Genomic DNA, 22022 nt, shown 5'->3' with positions numbered 1-22022 from the left:
CTCGTCGCCAATATTGGCGATAGACTCTATGCTGAAATCACGGTTTCGTTGACGTTGTCACACCACGCGGAAGCGAAATCAAAACTCCTAGCCTGAATGCCTACGTTATGCCCGGTCGCGTAATAGGGTGCTCAGGCCGTGGCCTGTTCGGTCACCAGGGTGCGCGGTAGAAATGCCCGCATCTCCCGTATTTGGAAAGGTGTTTATGGTGAATCAACTGACCGACGCGTTTGCGCGCAAGTTCTACTACCTGCGCCTGTCGATTACGGACGTCTGCAATTTTCGTTGCACCTACTGTCTGCCCGATGGCTACCGCCCCCAGGGCAAGACTCCGCGTCGCTTTCTGTCGCTGGATGAAATCCGCCGCGTCAGCCGGGCGTTCGCCTCCATGGGGACGGAAAAAGTGCGGCTCACGGGAGGCGAACCCTCGCTGCGCCGCGACTTTATCGACATCATCGCGGCGGTGCGGGAAAACCCGTCGATCCGAACGTTGGCCGTGACCACCAATGGTTATCGGCTGGCGCGTGAGGCGGCGCGTTGGCGCGACGCCGGTCTGACCCATATCAACGTCAGCGTAGACAGCCTCGACGCCCGGCAATTTCACGCGATTACCGGACAGGACAAGTTTCGCGAAGTCATGGCCGGTATTGATGCGGCGTTCGCCGCAGGCTTCCCCAAGGTCAAAATCAACACGGTGTTGATGCGAGACGTCAACGACGGCAGCCTCAACGCCTTTCTTCATTGGATCAAGTCGCGCCCGATACAGCTGCGTTTCATCGAACTGATGGAAACCGGCGAAGGGCGCGAACTGTTTCGTCGTCATCATGTCTCCGGTCAGACGATCCGCACACGTCTCTTGCAGCAAGGCTGGCAACCGCAGGCGCGTCAGCGCAGCGACGGCCCCGCCCAGACATTCTCTCACCCCGACTATCAGGGTGAAGTGGGGCTGATCATGCCGTACGAAAAAAACTTCTGTCAGAGCTGCAACCGGCTGCGCGTTTCGGCGATAGGCAATCTGCATCTGTGCCTGTTCGGCGAGCAGGGGATCCCGCTGCGGGATTTGTTGGCGGATGATAGCCAGTTGGCGGCGTTGCAAGATCGCATCGCGGGCGGCCTGAAGCTGAAAAAAGAGACGCATTTTCTGCACGAAGGCGACAGCGGCATCACGCCCAACTTGTCCTTTATTGGCGGGTGAACCCGTGTTGAACATAGAAGTGAAGTAAGGAGAGAGTATGAGTCAGCCCAGTGAAACATTTATCCCACTGCGTATCGCAGTCATGACCGTGTCCTCGCGTCGCACCGAAGCGGACGACACCTCCGGCGACTATTTGCGCGAAGCCGCGCAGGAAGCGGGACACCAGGTCGTCGCCAGCGCCATCGTGCCGGAAAATCTGTATCAGATCCGCGCCCGAGTCTCTGACTGGATCGCGAGTGACCATGTGCAGGTAGTGCTGATTAACGGCGGCACCGGGTTTACCGACGGAGATAAAGTGCCGGAGGCCATCAGCGTGCTGTTTGACCGTGAAATGGCCGGGTTTGGCGAGCTGTTCCGCATGGTGTCCTATGAAGATATCGGCACGGCGACAATACAGTCGCGCGCGCTGGCCGGTCTGGCGAACGGCACGGTGATTTTTGCGATGCCCGGATCGACCCGCGCCTGCCGCACCGCCTGGGAGCGCGTTCTGCAAGAACAACTGGACGCGCGCCAGAAGCCCTGCAACGTCCATCCACATTTGAAAAAATAACGATAACTATGACTCAATTGACGCACATTAATGCCGCCGGGGAAGCGGCGATGGTGGATGTTTCCGCCAAGGCCGAGACGGTGCGCGAAGCCCGCGCCGAAGCGTTCGTCGCGATGGCCCCTGAAACGCTGTCCATGATTATCGAGGGCCGCCATCACAAGGGCGATGTGTTCGCCACGGCGCGTATCGCCGGTATTCAAGCGGCGAAACGGACCTGGGATCTGATCCCGCTGTGTCACCCATTGCTGCTGACCAAAGTGGCGGTAGAACTGGAAGCGCAGCCGGCGCACAACCGGGTGCGCATCGAATCGCTGTGCCGTCTCACCGGCAAAACCGGCGTTGAGATGGAAGCGCTGACGGCCGCCTCTGTGGCGGCGCTGACGATTTACGATATGTGTAAGGCGGTGCAGAAGGACATGGTCATCGGCCCCGTGAGGCTGCTCGCGAAAAGCGGCGGCAAGTCCGGCGACTTCCAGGCGGAGGACGCATGATCACCGTGCTGTTTTTTGCTCAGGTCAGAGAGCTGATTGGTTCGGAGCGAGAGACGCTGCCCGCGACCTTCCCGACGGTGTCCGCGCTGCGGCAGGCGCTGTGTGAGCGCGGCGATCGCTGGGCGCTGGCGCTCGAAGACGGCAAGCTGCTGGCGGCGGTTAACCAGACGCTGGTGGCGATGAATCATCCGCTGCGCGACGGCGACGAAGTGGCCTTTTTTCCGCCGGTGACGGGAGGATGAGCATGAAAGCGACTCGTATTCGGGTTGGCGCGGACGCGTTCAGCGTGGGCGAAGAGTATGCCTGGCTGGCCGCCTGCGATGAGGATGGCGCGGTCGTCACTTTCACCGGCAAAGTGCGCAATCATAATCTGGGCGAAAACGTCAGCGCCCTGACGCTGGAGCACTATCCCGGCATGACCGAAAAAGCGCTGGCGGAGATCGTCGAGGAAGCGCGCGAACGCTGGCCGCTACAGCGTGTCAGCGTGGTGCATCGCATCGGCGCGCTCTATCCGGGCGACGAAATTGTCTTCGTCGGCGTTACCGGCGCGCACCGGGGCGCGGCGTTTGAAGCCGCTGAGTTCATCATGGACCTGTTGAAAACCCGTGCGCCGTTCTGGAAGCGGGAATCGACGGAGGAGGGCGACCGGTGGGTGGCATCGCGAGACAGCGATCGTGAGGCCGCCCGGCGCTGGACGCGATAAAAGCCGTGCCGGGCGGCGTGTGTCTGGCCGGTGGCCGGGCGATTTTGTGGTAAACTTTAGCTCGGAGGGCAATTATTTGCCTGGGATCGTTTACTCAACACAAAGGAAGCATCATGGATCGATATCCACGTTCCAATGACTCGATTGTTCAGCGTGCTGGCACCAGCATGCAGACCTATATGGCGCAGGTTTATGGTTGGATGACCTGCGGCCTGCTGCTGACGGCATTTGTCGCTTGGTATGCGGCGAATACGCCTGCCGTGCTGAAGCTGGTTTTCTCAAGTCAGATCACCTTTTACGGGCTGATCATCGCGCAGCTGGGCCTGGTCTTCGTAATTTCCGGCATGGTGAACCGTCTTAGCGGAACGGTGGCGACCGGTCTGTTCATGCTCTATTCGGCGTTGACCGGATTGACGCTGTCCAGCATTTTCATCGTCTACAGCGGCGGCTCTATCGCCAGTACCTTCGTCATCAGCGCCGGGATGTTCGGTGCGATGAGCCTGTACGGCTACGTGACCAAACGCGACCTGAGCGGACTGGGCAGCATCCTGTTCATGGGACTGATCGGCATCCTGCTGGCGACGCTGGTCAACTTCTGGCTGAAAAGCGATGCGCTGACGCGCGCCGTCACTTACATCGGCGTGGTCGTGTTCGTCGGTCTGACTGCGTACGACACGCAGAAGCTGAAAAATATCGGCGAGCAGCTCTCTTCCGATGACAAAGATAATTTCCGGAAATACTCCATCGTCGGCGCGCTGACGCTGTATCTGGACTTCATCAACCTGTTCCTGATGATGCTGCGTTTACTGGGCAACCGCCGCTAATCGCACTCGGACAGTGGCGTGAAAGGAAAACAGGGAGCTGAGGCTCCCTGTTTTTTTGTGAAGAGAAACGGCGTCGTGATGCGGGTCACAGCGACTTTTCCGGCTCCTTCGCCAGCGCCTGAAGGTTCTTCACCCGCAGTTTTTTGGCGCGGCCTTCCAGCCACAGGTAAGGCCCCAGCGCGAGGATTAACGGCGCGATATAGTACAGCGCCCGGTAGGCCAGCAGCGCGGCGATGATCTCCCCGTGAGTGAACGGCCTGCCCGCCAGCAACGCCATGAATATCGCCTCTAATACGCCAATCCCCGCAGGCACGTTGGCGACCAGACAGGCGATGCTGGCGATCAACAGAACGCCGAACACCAAAATGAAATCGACTCTCTGGCCCAGCAGCAGCCAATTAATCGCGCCCATGATTAGCCAGTTCAGCGATGACACCAGCAGTTGCAGGAAGGCCATTTTCAACGACGGCAGCGAGAACTTCATCCCGCGAAACGGCAGACGACGGCGGTGAGAAAAGGCGCAGAGCCATAGATAGCCGACGATCACCAGCAGCAGCGTGTAGCCAATCAGACGCAGGGCGACGTCGCCGATCACCCAGTTTCCCGGCATGTGCAACGGGCCGAAGGCAAACACGCCGCCAGCCAGCAGGATATAGCCCAGCCAGTTAGTGGCGATGCTGAGGGAAAACATTTTCGTGATGGTGCTGCTTTTCAGTCCCAGCCGGGAGTAAAGCCGAAAGCGCATGCCCACGCCGCCCACCCAAGCGCCGAGCGTGAAATTGAACGCGTAGCAGATCATCGAGACCAGCAGCACCTGCAAGCGCGGGAGCGGATGACGGCAGTAGGCGCGTCCAAGCAGATCGTAAACGCCGTAGAGCAGATAGCTGACGACGACCAGACCGGCGATGAGGTACACCACCTGTCGGTTGTAGCTCAGAATCGCATGCAGGACCTCCGTCCAATCCACCTGCCGCGCAAAGATGACCAGCAGAACAACCACCGCAATGAGAAACAGCGTGGCGATACTCTTTTTGAGCAGCGTTTTCTTCTTGTTCTTCTTGCGACTACGAACATTCATGGACGCGTGATCTCCTGTTGTGGTGTCGTTAATTCCTTTGCAGTCTCGTCAGGCGGGCTGAGCAGTTTGAGTCGCGGCGTATGCGCGGGCAGCCAGCCGACCAAGGCGGGGAAATGGCGTAAAAAGTGGAACACCACGACGTTTTGCATCAGCCGCCAGTAAGACTGCTTAGGCAAATGGTCCGGCTCCACGCGCAGAGAATCCTCCGTCATTAGTGAGTACAGATGTTCGCGCAACTGCTGGTTGAAGTCGCGATCATGAATGATCAGATTAGCCTCCAGATTGAGCGCCAGACTCAGCGGGTCCAGATTGCTGGAGCCGACGGTGGTCCATTGATCATCCTGCAACGCGATTTTCCCGTGAAGCGGGCGGCGGCGATACTCGTAGATCTCCACGCCCGCGCGCAGCAGATAGTGGTACAGCATGCGGGCGCCGACCAGCACGATCGGCATGTCCGGCTGGCCCTGAACGATGAGGCGCACGCGCACGCCGCGGCGTGCGGCTTTACGCATTGAACGCAGCAATCGATAGCCAGGGAAAAAATAGGCGTTGGCGATCACGACCTCTCGCTTGGCCTGACGGAGCATATAAAGATAATGCTTTTCGATATCGTCACGGTGAGAGGCATTATCGCGATAGACGAACAGCGCCTGTGCGTCGCTCGGATGGCGGTTGCGCACCGGGCGACGGAAGCGGTTACGCCACCAGCGTTTCGGCGGCTCTTCACGCGCCAACACGTCCATGACATAGCGATAAATGTCTTGTACTACGGGTCCGCGCACTTTGACGGCATAGTCCTGCTTGGCGTCTGGCCCCGCATCGGTCATGTGGTCTTCGCCATAGTTGATGCCGCCAACCCAGGCGGCCGTGCCGTCAACCACCACAATTTTGCGGTGCAGACGGCGGAACAGATTAGTGCGCATGCCGAGCAGTCGCGGACGCGGGTCGTAGAAACGCACGTGGACGCCCGCCTCAATCATCGGCGCTAAAAAGCCTGCGGACAGATCGTGAGAGCCGAAACCATCCGCCAGCACATCCACGCTGACGCCGCGCCGCGCAGCATCGGCCAGCACATCGCGCAGTTCGGTGCCGATCGTATCCTCGAACCAGATGAAGGTTTCCAATACCACGTGGCGCTGGGCCTGGCGAATGGCGGAAAAAACGCTGGGATAGAAAGCGTCGCCGTTGACCAGTAGCTCGAACTGATTGTCATCACGCCATGTCGCTTTCATCCATTTTTCTCCTGGTAGAGCTGGAAGGCACACCGCCGACGGAGGCGCGCGATGCCCGTGACAAAGTGTAGACTGTGGCATAGACGACGTACCCAGATCCATCCTAAATTCAGTAGGATCGGACCGCTGTCCGTGTGTCGCTGAGTGTCAGGCGGCGGCGGGGACCTACTGGCTTGCGGGGCGGCGGTTGGGTGACGGCCATACGGTAAAATCGCGCTCAGATTCATGGCGGTGAAAATCGCCAATCGACGAAATCGTAGGGCGTAGGAGGCGTTTCTCGCCTTAAACTGTGACGCAGGTAGAAAAATCCCTGATAGTCATCATTTCCTGATACAATCATTGGCAGTTATGCACCGTAGTTTGTGCCCATTCATCTGGGTTAGCGCATCGCGTACGCACACCGAACGTCGCGCCGATACCCATCTTGTTATCGCCCTGGAAACTACGCCGACTTATGTCCGGTCAGGGTCGATCTGGAGTTGTTCTCAATATGTCTTTTGAATCTCTCGGCCTGAGCGCCGATATTTTACGTGCCGTGGAAGAGCAGGGTTATCGTGAGCCGACGCCGGTACAGAGTCAGGCGATCCCGCTGGTATTGGCTGGCCGCGACCTGATGGCAAGCGCTCAGACCGGTACGGGCAAAACGGCGGGCTTTACGTTGCCGCTGCTGCAAATGCTCAGTTCGAAGCCTATGTCGAAGGGCCGTCGCCCGGTTCGTGCGCTGATCCTGACGCCGACCCGTGAACTGGCGGCGCAGATTGGCGAAAACGTCCAGTCTTACAGTAAGTACCTGAGCCTGCGTTCGCTGGTCGTGTTCGGCGGCGTCAGCATCAATCCCCAGATGATGAAATTGCGCGGCGGCGTGGATATTCTGGTGGCGACCCCGGGTCGACTGCTGGATCTGGAACATCAGAATGCGGTAGACCTGTCTCAGGTCGAGGTGCTGGTTCTGGATGAAGCCGACCGTATGCTGGATATGGGCTTTATCCATGACATTCGTCGCGTGCTGTCGAAATTGCCGACACGCCGTCAGAACCTGATGTTCTCCGCGACCTTCTCTGATGACATCAAAGGGTTGGCCAACTCTCTGCTGAACAATCCGGCCTCCGTCGAAGTGGTGCGTCGCAACACGCCGTCAGAACTGGTGACGCAGCATGTGCACATGGTCGACAAAAAACGCAAACGCGAACTGCTGTCTCAGCTGATTGGTCAAAACGAATGGCGTCAGGTGCTGGTCTTCACCCGGACCAAACACGGTGCTAACCATCTGGCTGAACAGCTGGAAAAAGACGGTATCACCGCCGCGGCGATCCACGGCAACAAGAGCCAGGGCGCACGTACCCGGCGCTGGCCAACTTCAAAGACGGTTCCATTCGTGTGCTGGTGGCGACCGATATCGCGGCCCGTGGTCTGGATATCGACCATCTGCCGCACGTCGTGAACTATGAGCTGCCGAACGTACCGGAAGATTACGTTCACCGTATCGGCCGTACCGGCCGTGCCGCCTCTACCGGTGAAGCGCTGTCGCTGGTCTGTGTCGATGAGCACAAACTGCTGCGCGACATCGAACGTCTGCTGAAGCGTGAGATCCCGCGTATGGCCGTTCCGGGCTACGAACCGGACCCGACGATTAAGGCCGATCCTATCCAGAACGGTCGTCAGGGTGGCCGTGGCGGTCGTCCGTCATCGGCTCCTCGTGGCGGCGGCGGTGCGCGTCAGGGTAATCACCGTGGCGGCGCCGGTGAGGGTGGTCGTCCGGCTCGTCAGGGCGCGCCTCGCTCCGGCGGTGGCGCGCGTGACGGCCAGGCTCGTCGCGCTCGTCCGAGCCACAAACCGGCGTCCAAAGCCTAGTTTGTGTGACAGGCGGCCCTCGGGCCGCCTGTTTCTTCAGGTGTCCACTCAGACTGCCTGCTGGGACGTTAGCGCCGTTTTACGGCGTGGACGGTAAAACATCACCGCATTGCCCGCCAGAATCAACACCAGCCCTAACACCGCATTCGCCCGCCACTGATAGCCTTCGAATACCGTTGAGAGCGAGAGCGCCACCAGCGGGAACAACAGCGTGGCATAAGCCGCCTGACTCGCACCGATACGACCTACCAGCAGGAAATAAGCCCCAAAGCCGACGACCGATCCCACAACGGCGAGATACCCCAGCGATCCCAAATAGCGTGCCGTCAATTCGGGGGTGAAGTCATAGCCCATGAATACTCCAGCCATGCCTACGGCCAGCGCCCCGTAGCACATGCCCCAGCCGTTGGTCGCCATAATGTCGCGCCCCTGCCGTTGATGCTGGATGCTGATAATGTTGCCCAGCGAAAAGCAGTAGGTCGCCAGCAGGCATAATCCGGCTCCCATCAGTAAATGCGAGCCTGCGTCGATCTGCGTCAGGTCGTGCCAGAACAGCAGGACGACGCCCGCCAAACCCAGCGGCGCAGCCAGCCACACATTGCGCGTCAGCCGCTGGCCCAGCATCAGCCGGGCATTAAACGCGTTGAACAAGACCGCCATCGAGAAAATCACCGATTCAAGACCACTCGAAATCCAGACGATGGCATGATAGAAACAGATCATATTGATGCCGAAGACGGTGACGCCCTGCACCATGCAAAGCAGATGTCCGCGCCACGATAGGGGCCGCAGGCGACCGGTCAGTTTCAGGAACGATAACAGCAGTGCGGAGGCGATGGCGAAACGCCAAAAGACCGACACTTCCGGCGGCACGCTGCCATGCTGTAGGCTGATCGCCAGCCAGGTGGTGCCCCAAATTAGGACGACGAGTAAATAAAGCACGATATTCATGGAGGACTCTCTGTTACGGCGGATACCCTTTAATATCCAGCTGAACAGGCAGGCGCGCTGTCACGGATTTGCGCTGGTTACCATCAAATTGCGGTTTTTTCATAGGGGACATCATGGCGAGCTATGAGGCACTGAACGTTTTGCAGCACTATAAAACGCGTTTGCGGGATTCGGTGGACCTCAATAACGGCGTCAGTCTAGCGTCGTGGCAGAACAGCCACGACCGTGTCACGCTGGAAAATACCAATCATCACACCCTGAGCCTGTATATCGCCGGGGGCTATGAGTCCTACCATAAACGGCCGGACGGCTGGTTCAACGGCGGCGGCCCGGATCGCTTTTGCCTGATGCCGAAACACAGCGTTTCCACGTGGGATATCCGCGGCGATTTGCAGTTCGTTCACCTTTATTACACCGACGACCACCTGCGCGAGCTGGCTGAGCAGATCTGGGATCGCAGTCCGGCGAGCCTGCGACTGGAAGAACGGGTCTTTGGCGACGATGCGCAGATTGTCAGTCTCTATCGACACTTTCTGCTGCAGCACAGCTGGCAAGACGCCGCTGACCGGCTCACGCTGACGACCGCCTCGACGCTGTTGATGACTCACGTGCTGCGGCGCTATACCCAGTTGCAGTGGGCGCTGCCGACGGTGCGTGGCGGACTGGCGCCAATGGTTCGTCAGCGCATTCGGGCGCTGATCGACGCGCGGCTGGCGGAACCGCTGACGCTGGCGGACCTAGCCACCGAGGCCGGGCTGAGTGAATTTCACTTTGCGCGCATGTTCCGTCACAGCGAGGGGATGGCGCCGCATCAGTTTGTGATGCGGATTCGCCTCGAACGTGCGCACCATCTGGTTCGCCATACCGCGCTGCCGATGACGGACATTGCGTTGGCATGCGGATTCAGTTCCTCCAGCCACTTCAGCCAGCGCTTTCGGGCCGCGTATGGCGTCACGCCTTCGGTGATGCGGCAAAAAAGCGAATAGGGATCGCCGCGAGAGACGGTGTTTTCCGTTGCGTTGGCTCGTCTGCTGACAGTACCATTGCGTGCCGATGTTGATGTGAGCTGAATAATAACTATGCGCGTGCTGCTGGCCCGATGGAAGGGGTGTTGGACTCTCTGGTCCGTGAACTGCTGACTGAAGTGAATGATTACGATCTGTGCATTACAGAATTCCTGCGCGTGGTCGATCAGCGGCTGCCGGTCAAATCCTTTTATCGCCTGTGCCCTGAACTGCATCATGCTAGCCGCACGCCGTCGGGGACGCGGGTGCGTGTTCAGCTGTTGGGGCAGTATCCACACTGGCTGGCCGAAAATGCGGCCCGCGCGGTGGAACTGGGCTCCTACGGCGTCGATCTGAACTGCGGATGTCCGTCGAAGCTCGTGAACGGCAGCGGCGGCGGGGCCACGCTGCTCAAAGATCCGGAACTGATTTATCAGGGCGTCAAAGCGATGCGCGCGGCGGTGCCGGAGACGATGCCGGTAACGGCGAAAGTCCGGCTGGGCTGGGCGTCCGACAGCCATCGTTTCGAAATCGCCGATGCCGTGCAGCAGGCGGGGGCCACCGAGCTGGCGGTCCACGGTCGCACCAAAGAGGACGGCTATCGGGCGGATCGCATCAACTGGGACGCGATTGGCGAGATCCGCCAGCGGCTGACCATCCCGGTGATCGCCAACGGCGAAATCTGGGATTATGCGAGCGCGCAGGCCTGCATGCAGGTAACGGGGTGCGATTCGGTGATGCTGGGGCGCGGGGCGTTGAACGTTCCCAACCTGAGCCGGGTCATCAAATATAATGAACCCCGGATGCCGTGGCCGGACGTGGTCCGGCTGCTGCAAAAATACGTGAGGCTAGAAAAGCAAGGCGATACGGGCATGTATCATGTCGCGCGCATCAAGCAGTGGCTGGGTTATCTGCGTAAAGAGTATGACGAAGCCGCTGGCCTGTTCGCCGAAGTGCGCGCGCTGACGTCCTCCGGCGCGATTGCCCGCGTTATCGACGCCGCGCATTAATCCTTTCCTGCCGGCCGGCGCATCGGTTCAGCCACGTTGAACAAGGTACTATCCCCTCCGTAGGCGCTTGCCAGCCCTTTCTCAAGATAGGGCTGGCAAGCGCAGGTCGTTATATCCAGACGTCATTAGCGCAAAGTCAGACTTTTGTTGATAATAGCCGCGATCTTCATAGCGCGTTCAAATGCGCCATTGCAGCTGCCTGCTCCATGCCTTATTTGGCGTCGCGGTCAGCGCCGTTTTTTTTCGTCAATTTTTAGCCTGTAATAAGGCGTTTACGGTTATCTACCGCTGTTATTCATGGCAATGCCGCAATGAAAAAATTAATTAAAACACATTTCTTTCTGGGAATGATTTTCTAGCCAGGGTCGCCTGTAATGGAGAAAGCCAGTGATTGAACATTTCAGAGGAAAATATGAGGTTGCATTAAAGTTCAGCATTCAAGATATTGCCGCTTTCCGCGAAAGATTATTCAGCCTGCATCCTGAGTCTTTTGTTTTTGAAAATAAAGAAAGCGATATCTATTACGATACGGTGGAACAATCGTTAAGTCATAAAAATATCAGCATGTTATTACGATGTATGGTGCCCTCCGGCATTAAGCTGTGGATCGTCAAAGGGCCGCGCTCCGGCTGCAGCGAGACGGTGAACGTGGAGTCATTTGAACGCACCGACAGTATGCTGAAAACGCTAGGATTCCAGCCGGTATTCGAAGTGAATAAAACACGAAGTATTTATTTTTTAGATACTTTTCAAATCACGCTGGATTATATCGAGTCGCTTGGTCATTACGTCGGAATATCTTGCATGACGGAGTATGAATCGGAATTAGATCGTCTGGGCGAAAAATGTCAGGAGTGTGCGCTAAGGCTTGGGTTGCAGCTGGATAATATTGAATATCGCTCTTATCGTCACTTATTGGGGCATTAATTATCGGAGTGAAAACGCGCTGCTCTGATTCGAGCAGCGCGGGGCTTTTGAGCGTTGATTCACAGGCAATGCCGGAGTGATCAGGACGCGGGCTCGTCGCCGTAAAAGAGTTTGCCGATGCGGATGATATCCCGGCCTTGCGATTTACGGTGTTTATTGGCATCGCGCAGCGAATAAATACAGCCGCAGTATTCCTGCTGGTAGAAACGCTCTTGCTTGCTGATTTCGACCATGCGCGCCGAGCCGCCCTGTTTGCGCCAGTTGTAATCCCAGTACACCACGCCAGGGTATTTTTGCGCCGCGTTGATCCCGCACTGGTTGACCTGCTGCATGTTCTTCCAGCGGGAGATGCCGAGCGAGCTGCTGATGGCGCCAAAGCCGTTTTCATGCGCGTACAGCGCCGCGCGTTCAAACCGCATATCAAAGCACATGGTGCAGCGTTCGCCGCGCTCCGGTTCCCACTCCATGCCTTTCGCTCGCTCAAACCAGTTATCTGCATCGTAGTCGGCGTCGACAAACGGTACGCCGTGTTTTTCGGCGAAGCGAATGTTTTCCTCTTTGCGGATCAGGTACTCCCGCTGAGGGTGAATGTTCGGATTATAGAAAAAGATCGTGTAATCAATGCCGGAAGCGCTCAACGCCTCCATCACTTCGCCGGAACAGGGGGCGCAGCAGGAGTGAAGCAACAGCTTATCCGCCTCGTTAGGCAGCTCAAGTTTCGGGCGTTCGAAGGTTTTGACGGGGTGTGCATTGGACATAAAGCAATCCACTAATAATGAGAAGAAATTAACCTTATTGAGATAAATTATTAACTATCGCAACAACAATTACAATCGGTCGTCCATGACGACCTCGGGCGAAAAATGAAGATGCCGCCGGGGCGACGTTTAGCCGGGGCATGATGTTATCGGGATGCGTCCGGGCATGCCAGCCTAATCTGCCTGCGAGGGCGCCAATCCGCCCCGCAACGGCCTGTCAAACTTTGTCACAAAGCTTTTACCGTTGTCCCGATGCGCGGGGGAAGGGGCGCAACTATAATGCCCGGGTCGTCCTGAACCCTTTCCGCCAAATCAATTTATAAGCTACTGAATAATGAATAAAAAAATACAGCTTTCGCTTTTAAGTCTGGTGCTGATGTCCGCATCGGTCTGGGTCGCCTCGCCCGCGGCGGCTAAAACGGTGGCCGCCTCATCCGCGGCCTCGCATCAGGAAATCGCCTCCGGCAGCGCGATGGTGGTCGATTTACTGAATAACAAGGTGCTGTATTCGAGCAACCCAGATGTGGTGGTGCCGATCGCTTCAGTGAGTAAGCTGATGACGGCGCTGGTGGTATTGGACGCCAATCAGCCGTTCGACGAAATGCTGACGGTAGATATCAGCCAGACAAAAGAGATGCAGGGGGTCTATTCCCGCGTGCGTCTTGGCAGCGAAGCTACCCGCCACGACCTGCTGCTGCTGGCGTTGATGTCCTCGGAAAACCGGGCCGCCGCCACGTTGGCTCATCATTACCGCGGCGGTTATAAGGCGTTTATCACCGCGATGAATGCCAAAGCTCGCGCGCTGGGCATGATGCATACCTATTATGTGGAGCCGACCGGGCTGTCGACGGAAAACGTGTCTACGGCGCGTGATCTGACCAAGCTGCTGGTCGCCAGCCGACAATATCCGATGCTCAGCCAGCTGAGCACCACGCACGAGAAAATGGTGACCTTCGCTCATCCGGCTTATACGTTGCCGTTCCGTAATACCAACCATCTGGTCTACCGCCCGGACTGGAATATTCAACTGACCAAAACGGGTTTTACCAATGAGGCTGGCCACTGTCTGGTGATGCGAACCGTCATCAATCAGCGGCCGGTGGCGCTGGTGGTATTGGATGCTTACGGTAAATATACCCACTTCGCCGATGCCAATCGGCTGCGTAACTGGCTGGAAAGCGGCAAGGTCAGCCCGGTGCCGCCCGCCGCGTTAAGCTATAAAAAACAAAAGGCGATTGCCCAAAGCTCGCCTCAGCGGTCTTCCTCCGAGATCGCGTTGACGTCGGCGGAGTAGTCTCCGCCGTTCGGGCGGTCGGCGTTATCAGCCGACCGTGCGTTCATCCTGCTCCAGCGTGCCGTATCTCGCCCATGTCGCTTCGTGCTCCTGCTCACGCCACGGTTCAAGCTGGGCCTGTTCCAGCCATTGCTGCATAGCCGGCAGCGCCAGCAGGGTGGTGTAATACTGCTTCGCCAGCGGCGTCAACGGCAGCCCATAGGTTCGGATGCGAAAGACTACCGGCGCGAAGAAGGCGTCGACCGCGCTGAACTGCACACCGGCCAGGAACGGTCCCTTGAACCGGGTCAATCCCTCTTCCCACAGCTGATTCACCCGCGCGACATCGCGCTGCAGCTCCGGCGTAATCTCATGCAGTTTGACGCGAATACCGCAGTTCATCCCGCAGACTTCGCGCAGGGTGGGAAATCCTGAATGCATTTCCGCCGAGGCGCATCGCGCCCACGCTCGCGCGGCGACGTCATCTGGCCAGACATCCGGATGACGTTCCGCCAGATATTCCACAATAGCCAGCGAATCCCACACGGTGAGATCGCCATCGACGAGACAGGGCACCTTACCTGACGGCGAAAATGTCTTGAAAGCGGGCTGACTGATACCGGGGGAAAAAGGCACCAGCGTCTCCTCGAACGGGATATCCAGTTCTTGTAACAGCACCCACGGGCGTAGTGACCAGGAAGAATAATTTTTATTGGCGATATAAAGCTGATACATGGCGGAGCCTCACAGGCAGATAGCGTTCAGATTTGGGGTATCGGTGCTGCGGGTGGAGTGAAACCGGAATTCACTATGCCTCACGCCCGCAGACTACACAATGCGCCAACGGGCCGTTCGGGCTACATCAGGCGAGGATCACCTGTTGGCAGATGTCTTTCAGGGCGGAATAGTCGCGGTTGAATTCGGCGGCGGCGTCAGTGACTACCATATCAATTTGTGACATCGGGGCATAAACCACACGGCTGGTGACCCCGATCTTGGTGTGATCGGCCAGAATAATGGCGGTCGTGGCAAATTCGATCATCGCGCTCGCAATCGCCGCCTCGGTGTGAGAGAAGCTGCTGGCGCCCGCGGCGCTGGAGATGCCGACCGGCGACATCAGGCGACATCGGCCCGGTAGCGTCGCAACTCGTTGGCCGTTTGCGCGCCGATGGTGGCCTGGATGGAAGCGCCGACGTGGCCGCCCAGTAGAATCACCTCGTGCAGTAGACGGTCTTCTGCTTCCTGCGCGGTCAGTTTGAGAGCGACGTTCAGACTGTTGGTGATGATGGTCATCCCCGGCATGGACAGCAGCTCCTCAGCGAGCAGTGTGGTGGTGGTGCCGGCATCGACGAAAATGGTTTGTCCCGGCTGAAGCTGCTGCACCGCCGCGCGGGCGATGGCCTGCTTCTCTTTTTCACGCACCGTACGGCGTACCGATAAAGGCGGCTCCGGCTCGGGACCGGTGGCGACGATCCCGCCGTGGACGCGTCGCAGCATTCCCCGGGCTTCGAGTTTAAGAATGTCTCGCCTGACCGTTTCGCGTGAAACGCCGAGATGTTGAATAATCTGCTCTGTACTGACCCGGTTTAACGTCGACAGTAATGCACGGATACGGTGCAACCGCGTTTCTTCTAACATGAGATTCTTTTCCTGAGGGTAATACACCCACTAATGGTGTTAACAATAGGCGGTGAGCTTCCGCTATTGCGCCGGATAAGCCATAGGGAACGCCGCGTAAAGCGCCGTCCGGCGGCCGCACAATATCACTTAAGGCGCATTTTCACTCCCTTATTGCCGAATTCCTGTGGCCGTTTTGCCGGCTGTCCGAGGTGCAATGAGGAGTCTATGGAATAGGGCTGTGTGTTTTTGTGCGTATTTGGGGGTTTCGTGTCGAAGGCTGTGCGTAAAAACGTCCCCGGTGTATCAATCATATAGCCGTCGTGAATCATACACGTTGATCCTGACTTAGGACAAATGCACAAACCAAGCGTAGTTTTTCTGTGTGTTAAATTCAAAAAAGCAGATGCGAAGGCGCGTCGCCGTGCATTCACTGGCACCAAAATAGTGCATATTTTTGCGTTTGTGTATTTTATTGCTTTTGGTATACAGTGGCTTCCACCGGATCGTGCTAAGCGGCTCTGCAGCAGGCGGCGTTCACCTGATCCACCGTTCATTTTTCAGGGGAGTAGTTATGGCGACACGTTCAACCATCATGGATACCAACAGCTTTCGGGCGGAACACGCCGACGCGCTGAGCCAGGATATCCGCCAACTTACCGAGAAACGCAGCAAAGTGCTCGGGGAATCCTACCGCCTGTTCTACCGTAATCCAGTGCATCTGGTCCGCGGCGAGGGCCAGTACCTGTGGGATGCCAGCGGCAAACAGTATTTGGATGTTTACAACAATGTCGCCAGTATCGGCCATTGCCATCCCGCCGTGATTGCGGCGGTGCAAGAGCAGATGAGTCAGTTGAATACCCATACTCGCTACCTGCATGAACGCATTCTGGACTACACCGAAGACTTGCTGACGACCCTGCCGCCCGACATGACCAAAGCGATGTACATGTGTACTGGCTCTGAGGCCAACGATCTGGCGATCCGCGTGGCGCGCGCCTACAGCGGCGGCACCGGGATTATCGTCAGTCAGGAGGCATATCACGGCACCAGCGACTTGACCTCCGGCGCGTCTCCCGCGCTCGGCAGCGGGCAGCCGCTGGCGGCCACTACGCGCTTGGTGCCTGCGCCGGATCGCTACCGGGTGAATGCGCCGGATCTCGGCATCTGGTTCGCCAACGAAATCCAGAAACAGATCGATGATATGGCCGCTCACGGCATCAAGTTCGCCGGTTTTCTGGCCGACTCGATCTTTTCATCGGACGGCGTCTTGCCGGACCCGGTGGGTTTCCTTCAGCCAGCCATCGACGTGGTACACGCCAACGGCGGTATTTTCATCGCGGATGAGGTTCAACCGGGATTTGCCCGCACCGGCGACACGTTCTGGGGTTTTGCGCGCCACGGCGTCGTGCCGGATATTGTGACGATGGGGAAACCGATGGGGAACGGCATTCCGGTCTCCGGGCTGTTTGCGAAGGCTGACGTGCTGGCCGCGTTTAGCGATGAGATCCCGTATTTCAACACCTTCGGCGGCAACCCGGTGTCGATGGCCGCTGCGCAGGCGGTGCTGAAAGTGATTCGAGACGAAGGGTTGCAAGCGCACAGTAAAACCGTTGGTGCGCGCCTCAAGCAAGAGCTGGCCACGCTGGCGCAGCGTCACGAGTGCGTCGGCGATGTACGCGGCGCGGGACTGTTCATCGGCTTTGAACTGGTCAGCGATCGGGAGAACAAAACGGCGGACAAACCGCTGGCGCTCGCGGTGATCGAACACCTGCGCGAAGAGCGGGTGCTGACCTCCGTCGCGGGGCCTTACGGCAACGTCCTTAAGCTGCGCCCACCGTTGGCATTCCAGACGCAAGACATCGACTGGCTGGTGGGCGCGCTGGATAAAGCGCTGACGCGGGCTCGTCGTTAATCGACCACGGTATCCTTTCTGAGTGTGTCGCCTGTCATCAGTCAGGCGACACATTTTTTTACGTTCTCTTCATGCACACTTCCCCGCCTATTACACGTTGTTTTTTCGGGTAAATTCTCCTATTTATTCGACAACCCGATAAAATTTCGTACTGAAATCAACTATGATTAAGCGCGGAAAAACCGCATTGTCCACAAGGTAGCTACGCTGGAACATCGCCTCTGATCGTTCGGGAGGAAAAGCCGATGACTCCTCTGTCCCCAACCGTATCCTGAGTTCTGGCACGCGTGACTGAAACGGGATTGATTAGGTCCGTAAACATAATGAAATGGCTGACTTCACTGACGATTGCAATGGGAATTGCTTGCCATCCCGCCGCCGCACAGACGACGGCGTTGACGACACCTCCGACCGCCTTAACCGCCTCTTCGCAACAGCGTGATGCCTACGTCAACGATCTGCTGAAGAAAATGACGCTGGAAGAGAAGATCGGACAGCTTCGCTTAATCAGTGTCGGCGCGGATAACCCGAAAGCCGCCATTAAAGAGATGATTCGTCAAGGGCAGGTCGGTGGGATTTTTAACACCGTCACGCGCCAGGATATCCGCGCGATGCAGGATCAGGTGATGCAGCTCAGCCGCCTCAAGATCCCGCTCTTTTTCGCCTACGACGTGGTACACGGCCAGCGCACGATCTTTCCGATCGCGCTAGGGCTGGCGTCAAGTTGGGATGAGGCGGCGATTGCTACCTCCGCGCGCGTTTCCGCCTATGAAGCGACCGAGGACGGCCTCAACATGACCTGGGCGCCGATGGTCGACATCACCCGTGATCCGCGCTGGGGACGGGTATCGGAAGGGTTCGGCGAAGACACCTGGCTGACGGCGGACATCGCACAGATCATGGTCAAAGCCTTTCAGGGCGATGATTTGACGTCGCGTCATTCGCTAATGACCAGCGTCAAACACTTTGCGTTGTACGGCGCGGTGGAAGGCGGACGGGATTACAACACCGTCGACATGAGCCCGCAGCGCATGTTCCAGGACTACATGCCGCCTTACAAAGCGGCGATTGATGCGGGCAGCGGCGGCGTAATGGTCTCGCTGAACAGCATTAACGGCGTACCGGCCACGGCTAACCGCTGGCTACTGAAAGAGTTATTGCGCGACCAGTGGCACTTCTCGGGGATCGCCGTCAGCGACCACGGCGCGATTAAAGAACTGATCAAACACGGCGTGGCGACCGACCCGCGCGATGCTTCGCGCATTGCATTGCAGTCCGGGATTGGTATGAGCATGAGCGATGAGTATTTCATCCGCTATCTGCCCGAGCTGGTGAAAACGGGCGCGGTCAGCCAGAGCGACATTGATGACGCCTGCCGTCAGGTGTTGAACGTCAAATACGATATGGGCTTGTTCCAGGATCCGTACCGTCATCTGGGCGCAGCAGAGTCTGACCCGCCGGACACCAACGCGGAAAGCCGTTTACATCGGACGGAAGCGCGTGACGTCGCTCGTAAAAGTCTGGTGCTGTTGAAAAACCGACTCAATACCTTACCGTTGGCTAAAAGTGGCACCATTGCCGTGATCGGACCGCTGGCGGATAGCAAACGCGACATCATGGGCAGCTGGTCGGCCGCCGGTGTCGCCGCACAGTCGATTACGGTGTATCAGGGGATGCGCAACGTCGTCGGCGACAAGGCGCGTTTGCTGTATGCCAAAGGCGCGAATGTGACCGACCATGCGGGGATCGTCCAATATCTCAACCAGTATGAAGCCGCGGTGAAAATGGACCCGCGTTCCCCGCAGGTCATGCTGGATGAAGCTGTGAAAACAGCGCAGCAGGCCGATGTCATCGTCGCCGTTGTCGGCGAAGCGCAGGGGATGGCGCACGAGGCATCCAGCCGTTCCAATATCACGCTGCCGGACAGCCAGAAAACGCTGATCGACGCGTTGAAGAAGACCGGCAAACCGCTGGTGCTGGTGCTGATGAACGGGCGGCCCCTGTCGTTGGTGCGCGAGGATCAGCAGGCGGATGCGCTGCTAGAAACCTGGTTCAGCGGCACCGAGGGCGGCAACGCCATAGCCGATGTGCTGTTCGGCGACTACAACCCGTCCGGCAAGCTGCCGATGTCGTTCCCACGTTCGGTGGGGCAGATCCCGATTTACTATAACCACCTGCCGACGGGCCGCCCTTACACCCCGGAGAATCCCGGCAAGTACACGTCGCACTATTACGACGAGGCTAACGGGCCGCTTTATCCCTTCGGCTATGGGTTGAGCTACACCACGTTTGACGTTTCCGACGTGCGTCTGTCTCGTCCGGTCATGCCGCGCAACGGCACGTTAACCGCGTCCGTCAGCGTGAAAAATACCGGCAAGCGGGCGGGGGAAACCGTCGTGCAGCTGTATCTGCACGATGTGGTGGCCTCGGTAAGCCGCCCGGTGAAAGAGCTGCGGGGATATCGCAAGGTGATGTTGCAGCCGGGTGAAACGCAGACCGTCAGCTTTACGGTGACGCCGCAGGACCTGATGTTCTACAACATGCAACTGCGGCAGGTCGCCGAGCCGGGCGATTTCGATGTGATGATTGGACTGGATTCACAGCGGGTGAAAAGCCAGCGTTTCAGGCTGCTTTAACCCTACATACGGCGGCCGGGGATGGCTGCCGTAAAAACCGTTGCCCTGAATGCCTGTCTGGATTCAGGCAACGTCGTTATGAAGGAAAGGGCGCCGCAAAGCGTCTTACGGTTGGCCGCTGCGTGACCGTCAGGCTCCGGAAGTGAGAACGATATAGCCGACCAGCATGACCCCGCCAATTCCCCCGAGCGCGCACAGTCCAAACACGCCGATGGCGCATAGTTTGCGTAACTTCATCCGTTTATCCTTTTATATGTCCCCTGCGATTATAGATTTTCAGCCCGGGGATACAAGCTGACGGCTTGTGTGGGCATCTTTCGTCGCTGAGACAGTGGCGATAGTGGCAAGCGCGTTGAGGAGGCGTCGTCATCGGAACAGCAGATATCCGCCCAATCCAAACAGGACGATTCCCGCGCCGCGTTCCAGCCAGCCTATCGATCCCGCCAGACGGCGTTGCAGCGCGGGGCGGCCAATCAACATGGCGATAGACAGATCCCAGACCAATACCACCAGCACCATCCATGTTCCGCTGACTGCCTGTTGCAGCCGGGTTGCCTGTGGGCCGAGCAACGTCGTCATCAGGCTGAGGTAAAACAGCATGTTTTTCGGGTTCAGCAGGGCGGAGCCGAGCCCCAGCGCCAGTTGGCGCAACAGTCCGGGGCACCCAGACGACGTGTTGGCACGTGGCAAATTCACGTTGCCTTTGGAACGCATCAGATGAAAGCCAATCCAGAGCAAATAGAGCGCGCCCGCCACTTCGACGAGTTGAAACCATCCGTATGATTGCTGCAAGCCGGTCCAGCCTAGCGCCGCCAGAACAATATAGAGGGCATTGCCTAACGCAATGCCGACACAAATACCCACACTGCCGCAGAGGCGAAAGCGTATGGCATATGCCGAGATCAGAAAGAAGTCCGGACCGGGGCTTAACAACGCCACGAAGTGCGCCAGGGCCAGGGCAGGGAAATGCTCGGGAAACAGAGTGTTAATCATAGTGCGGACCGCGTTGAATCAAACCGGCGGCCAGTCTAGAACACGGTGGGGACTAATTATTGTGAAAAATTGATCGCGCCTGACGGTATTGGCCCGGGGTGGCGGCAGTGAAGTTGACAAAGGTATGGTGGAAGTGACTTTGGTCGCTGAAACCGCAGGTATAACCGGTGTCTGCCAGCGGCACGCCCTGACGAATCAGGATTTTGGCATGTTCGACGCGGGCGTTGTTGAGATACGCCATGGGCGTCATACCGGTGTCTTGCCGAAATCGGCGCAACACGGTTTCCGGGCGCAGCGCCAGCTCTTGCGCCAATAACGTCAGCGAGGGCGCGTCCTGAAGGTTTCCCCGCAATCGCCGCTGTACATAACGGGTAGCGTCGGAACACGCGGATGTATCGATAGCCGACGCCACGCGGGGATGACACAGGACGGCGAACAGGCGTTGCAGATTGTGCTCAATCCCGGCCAACTGAGAGGCGTGAAGACGGCGAATTATCTGCATAACCTGTTGAAATAGCACCGCGGATGAGTAAGTGACAATGTCACCATTGAGTTGATCGCTGTCAAAACCGGCCAGTGTAAGCTGACGCGCGCACCACGATGCATCGAGATACAGCATATGATAACTGCGGGTTTTCCCCGGCAGTGGATGACAGCTATGCGGTCGTTCCGGCGGGATCACGATCACATCCCCCGCGTTGAGCAAATAGGTGTTTTCGCCTGAGTGGCACTCTGTGCTGCCGTCCTCAAGACAGCCGATGGACAGCTGCGCATGGCTATGCATTTTATACGGCTGACGGCTCTGCCAGGTGGAACGGCACTCCAGAAACGGCAATTGGGGTGAAAACCAATAGCGCTGTCGCAGGGTTCGAATCGGGGGCATGGGCAGTCAGCAAGAAAAATGAACGGGTTCATCAACCTAATTCGTTTTCGCTTTTTTGTCGAGCCGCGTCGCGGCATTATAGGCTGACGCAGGGGGGAGGTCTGTGGGACAATACGGGCCGAATGAAATCA

19 protein-coding genes, 3 pseudogenes and 1 riboswitch are annotated in these 22022 nt (G+C 57.9%); of the genes and pseudogenes, 13 read left to right on the top strand and 9 right to left on the bottom strand.

What is annotated here, in order from left to right; all coding sequences use genetic code 11:
• The first annotated feature begins 72 nt into the window (after positions 1–72).
• Positions 73–218: riboswitch (molybdenum cofactor riboswitch) on the top strand.
• The 6 genes from moaA to AU509_RS09400 all read left to right on the top strand — a co-directional run bounded on the left by moaA (position 206) and on the right by AU509_RS09400 (position 3763).
• Positions 206–1195 (top strand): GTP 3',8-cyclase MoaA, encoded by a 990-nt coding sequence (moaA, locus tag AU509_RS09425; RefSeq protein WP_094118204.1) that lies wholly within the window; start codon positions 206–208, stop codon positions 1193–1195. (Overlaps the previous riboswitch by 13 nt.)
• A 37-nt stretch (positions 1196–1232) precedes the next feature.
• On the top strand, positions 1233–1745 hold the full coding sequence (gene moaB / locus AU509_RS09420; RefSeq protein WP_085651572.1) for a molybdenum cofactor biosynthesis protein B: 513 nt from the start codon (positions 1233–1235) through the stop codon (positions 1743–1745).
• 8 nt (positions 1746–1753) lie between these two features.
• Positions 1754–2236: a cyclic pyranopterin monophosphate synthase MoaC gene (gene moaC, locus AU509_RS09415; protein ID WP_085651573.1), complete on the top strand. Its 483-nt coding sequence runs from the start codon at positions 1754–1756 to the stop codon at positions 2234–2236.
• Positions 2233–2478 (top strand): molybdopterin synthase sulfur carrier subunit, encoded by a 246-nt coding sequence (gene moaD, locus AU509_RS09410; protein ID WP_085651574.1) that lies wholly within the window; start codon positions 2233–2235, stop codon positions 2476–2478. Before moaC ends, moaD begins: the two co-directional genes overlap by 4 nt.
• A 2-nt stretch (positions 2479–2480) precedes the next feature.
• A complete protein-coding gene (gene moaE, locus AU509_RS09405; protein ID WP_085651575.1) occupies positions 2481–2939 on the top strand; it encodes a molybdopterin synthase catalytic subunit MoaE in 459 nt (152 codons plus the stop codon).
• 113 nt (positions 2940–3052) lie between these two features.
• Positions 3053–3763, top strand: coding sequence for a Bax inhibitor-1/YccA family protein (locus AU509_RS09400; protein ID WP_085651576.1), 711 nt, complete (start codon positions 3053–3055; stop codon positions 3761–3763).
• Between the two features lie 85 nt (positions 3764–3848).
• On the opposite strand, the gene AU509_RS09395 is transcribed toward AU509_RS09400, so the two are convergent.
• Positions 3849–4841 carry a lysylphosphatidylglycerol synthase domain-containing protein gene (locus tag AU509_RS09395; protein WP_094118203.1) on the bottom strand — a complete coding sequence of 331 codons (993 nt, stop codon included), beginning with the start codon at positions 4839–4841 and terminating at the stop codon, positions 3849–3851.
• Complete coding sequence (clsB, locus tag AU509_RS09390) at positions 4838–6073, bottom strand: cardiolipin synthase ClsB (RefSeq protein ID WP_094118202.1); 1236 nt, start codon at positions 6071–6073, stop codon at positions 4838–4840. The genes AU509_RS09395 and clsB overlap by 4 nt, the downstream gene beginning before the upstream one ends.
• Positions 6074–6563: 490 nt before the next feature.
• Here clsB and rhlE point away from each other — a divergent pair.
• A pseudogene (gene rhlE, locus AU509_RS09385) lies at positions 6564–7924 on the top strand (ATP-dependent RNA helicase RhlE).
• A gap of 48 nt (positions 7925–7972) precedes the next feature.
• Here rhlE and AU509_RS09380 read toward each other — a convergent pair.
• Complete coding sequence (locus AU509_RS09380) at positions 7973–8875, bottom strand: DMT family transporter (RefSeq protein ID WP_085651466.1); 903 nt, start codon at positions 8873–8875, stop codon at positions 7973–7975.
• 113 nt (positions 8876–8988) lie between these two features.
• Here AU509_RS09380 and AU509_RS09375 point away from each other — a divergent pair, with 113 nt between their 5' ends.
• The 3 genes and pseudogenes from AU509_RS09375 to cyaB all read left to right on the top strand — a co-directional run bounded on the left by AU509_RS09375 (position 8989) and on the right by cyaB (position 11816).
• Positions 8989–9861: an AraC family transcriptional regulator gene (locus AU509_RS09375; protein ID WP_094118201.1), complete on the top strand. Its 873-nt coding sequence runs from the start codon at positions 8989–8991 to the stop codon at positions 9859–9861.
• A gap of 93 nt (positions 9862–9954) precedes the next feature.
• Positions 9955–10889, top strand: a pseudogene (gene dusC, locus AU509_RS09370) (tRNA dihydrouridine(16) synthase DusC).
• A 387-nt stretch (positions 10890–11276) separates the two neighbouring features.
• Positions 11277–11816 carry a class IV adenylate cyclase gene (cyaB, locus tag AU509_RS09365; protein ID WP_085651463.1) on the top strand — a complete coding sequence of 180 codons (540 nt, stop codon included), beginning with the start codon at positions 11277–11279 and terminating at the stop codon, positions 11814–11816.
• An 80-nt stretch (positions 11817–11896) separates the two neighbouring features.
• On the opposite strand, the gene AU509_RS09360 is transcribed toward cyaB, so the two are convergent.
• Positions 11897–12574, bottom strand: coding sequence for an epoxyqueuosine reductase QueH (locus tag AU509_RS09360; protein ID WP_085651462.1), 678 nt, complete (start codon positions 12572–12574; stop codon positions 11897–11899).
• A 334-nt stretch (positions 12575–12908) separates the two neighbouring features.
• Here AU509_RS09360 and pbpG point away from each other — a divergent pair, with 334 nt between their 5' ends.
• Positions 12909–13868, top strand: a complete 960-nt coding sequence (gene pbpG / locus AU509_RS09355; RefSeq protein ID WP_094118199.1) for a D-alanyl-D-alanine endopeptidase — start codon at positions 12909–12911, stop codon at positions 13866–13868.
• Between the two features lie 27 nt (positions 13869–13895).
• Here the strand turns inward: pbpG and AU509_RS09350 are convergent, their stop codons facing one another.
• On the bottom strand, positions 13896–14582 hold the full coding sequence (locus tag AU509_RS09350; RefSeq protein WP_094118198.1) for a glutathione S-transferase family protein: 687 nt from the start codon (positions 14580–14582) through the stop codon (positions 13896–13898).
• A 127-nt stretch (positions 14583–14709) separates the two neighbouring features.
• Positions 14710–15485: pseudogene (locus AU509_RS09345) on the bottom strand (DeoR/GlpR family DNA-binding transcription regulator).
• Positions 15486–16038: 553 nt separating this feature from the next.
• Here AU509_RS09345 and AU509_RS09335 point away from each other — a divergent pair.
• Both AU509_RS09335 and bglX read left to right on the top strand, forming a co-directional pair.
• Positions 16039–17379, top strand: a complete 1341-nt coding sequence (locus AU509_RS09335) for an aspartate aminotransferase family protein (protein WP_085651457.1) — start codon at positions 16039–16041, stop codon at positions 17377–17379.
• Between the two features lie 323 nt (positions 17380–17702).
• Positions 17703–20015 (top strand): beta-glucosidase BglX, encoded by a 2313-nt coding sequence (gene bglX / locus AU509_RS09330; protein ID WP_094118197.1) that lies wholly within the window; start codon positions 17703–17705, stop codon positions 20013–20015.
• Positions 20016–20144: 129 nt separating this feature from the next.
• Here bglX and AU509_RS18625 read toward each other — a convergent pair whose 3' ends face one another.
• The 3 genes from AU509_RS18625 to AU509_RS09320 all read right to left on the bottom strand — a co-directional run bounded on the left by AU509_RS18625 (position 20145) and on the right by AU509_RS09320 (position 21891).
• Positions 20145–20252 carry a hypothetical protein gene (locus AU509_RS18625; protein ID WP_244200961.1) on the bottom strand — a complete coding sequence of 36 codons (108 nt, stop codon included), beginning with the start codon at positions 20250–20252 and terminating at the stop codon, positions 20145–20147.
• Between the two features lie 129 nt (positions 20253–20381).
• Positions 20382–21008 (bottom strand): LysE family translocator, encoded by a 627-nt coding sequence (locus AU509_RS09325; RefSeq protein WP_094118196.1) that lies wholly within the window; start codon positions 21006–21008, stop codon positions 20382–20384.
• A 52-nt stretch (positions 21009–21060) separates the two neighbouring features.
• Entirely contained in the window at positions 21061–21891 is an 831-nt protein-coding gene (locus tag AU509_RS09320; protein WP_094118195.1) for an AraC family transcriptional regulator, read from the bottom strand.
• Positions 21892–22022: the final 131 nt, after the last annotated feature.

Source organism: Lonsdalea britannica (assembly GCF_002111595.1).
In the GTDB taxonomy this organism is placed as follows: Bacteria; Pseudomonadota; Gammaproteobacteria; order Enterobacterales; family Enterobacteriaceae; genus Lonsdalea; species Lonsdalea britannica.
Note: the sequence above shows the minus strand (reverse complement) of the source record. Positions and strands in the feature narration are given on the sequence as shown.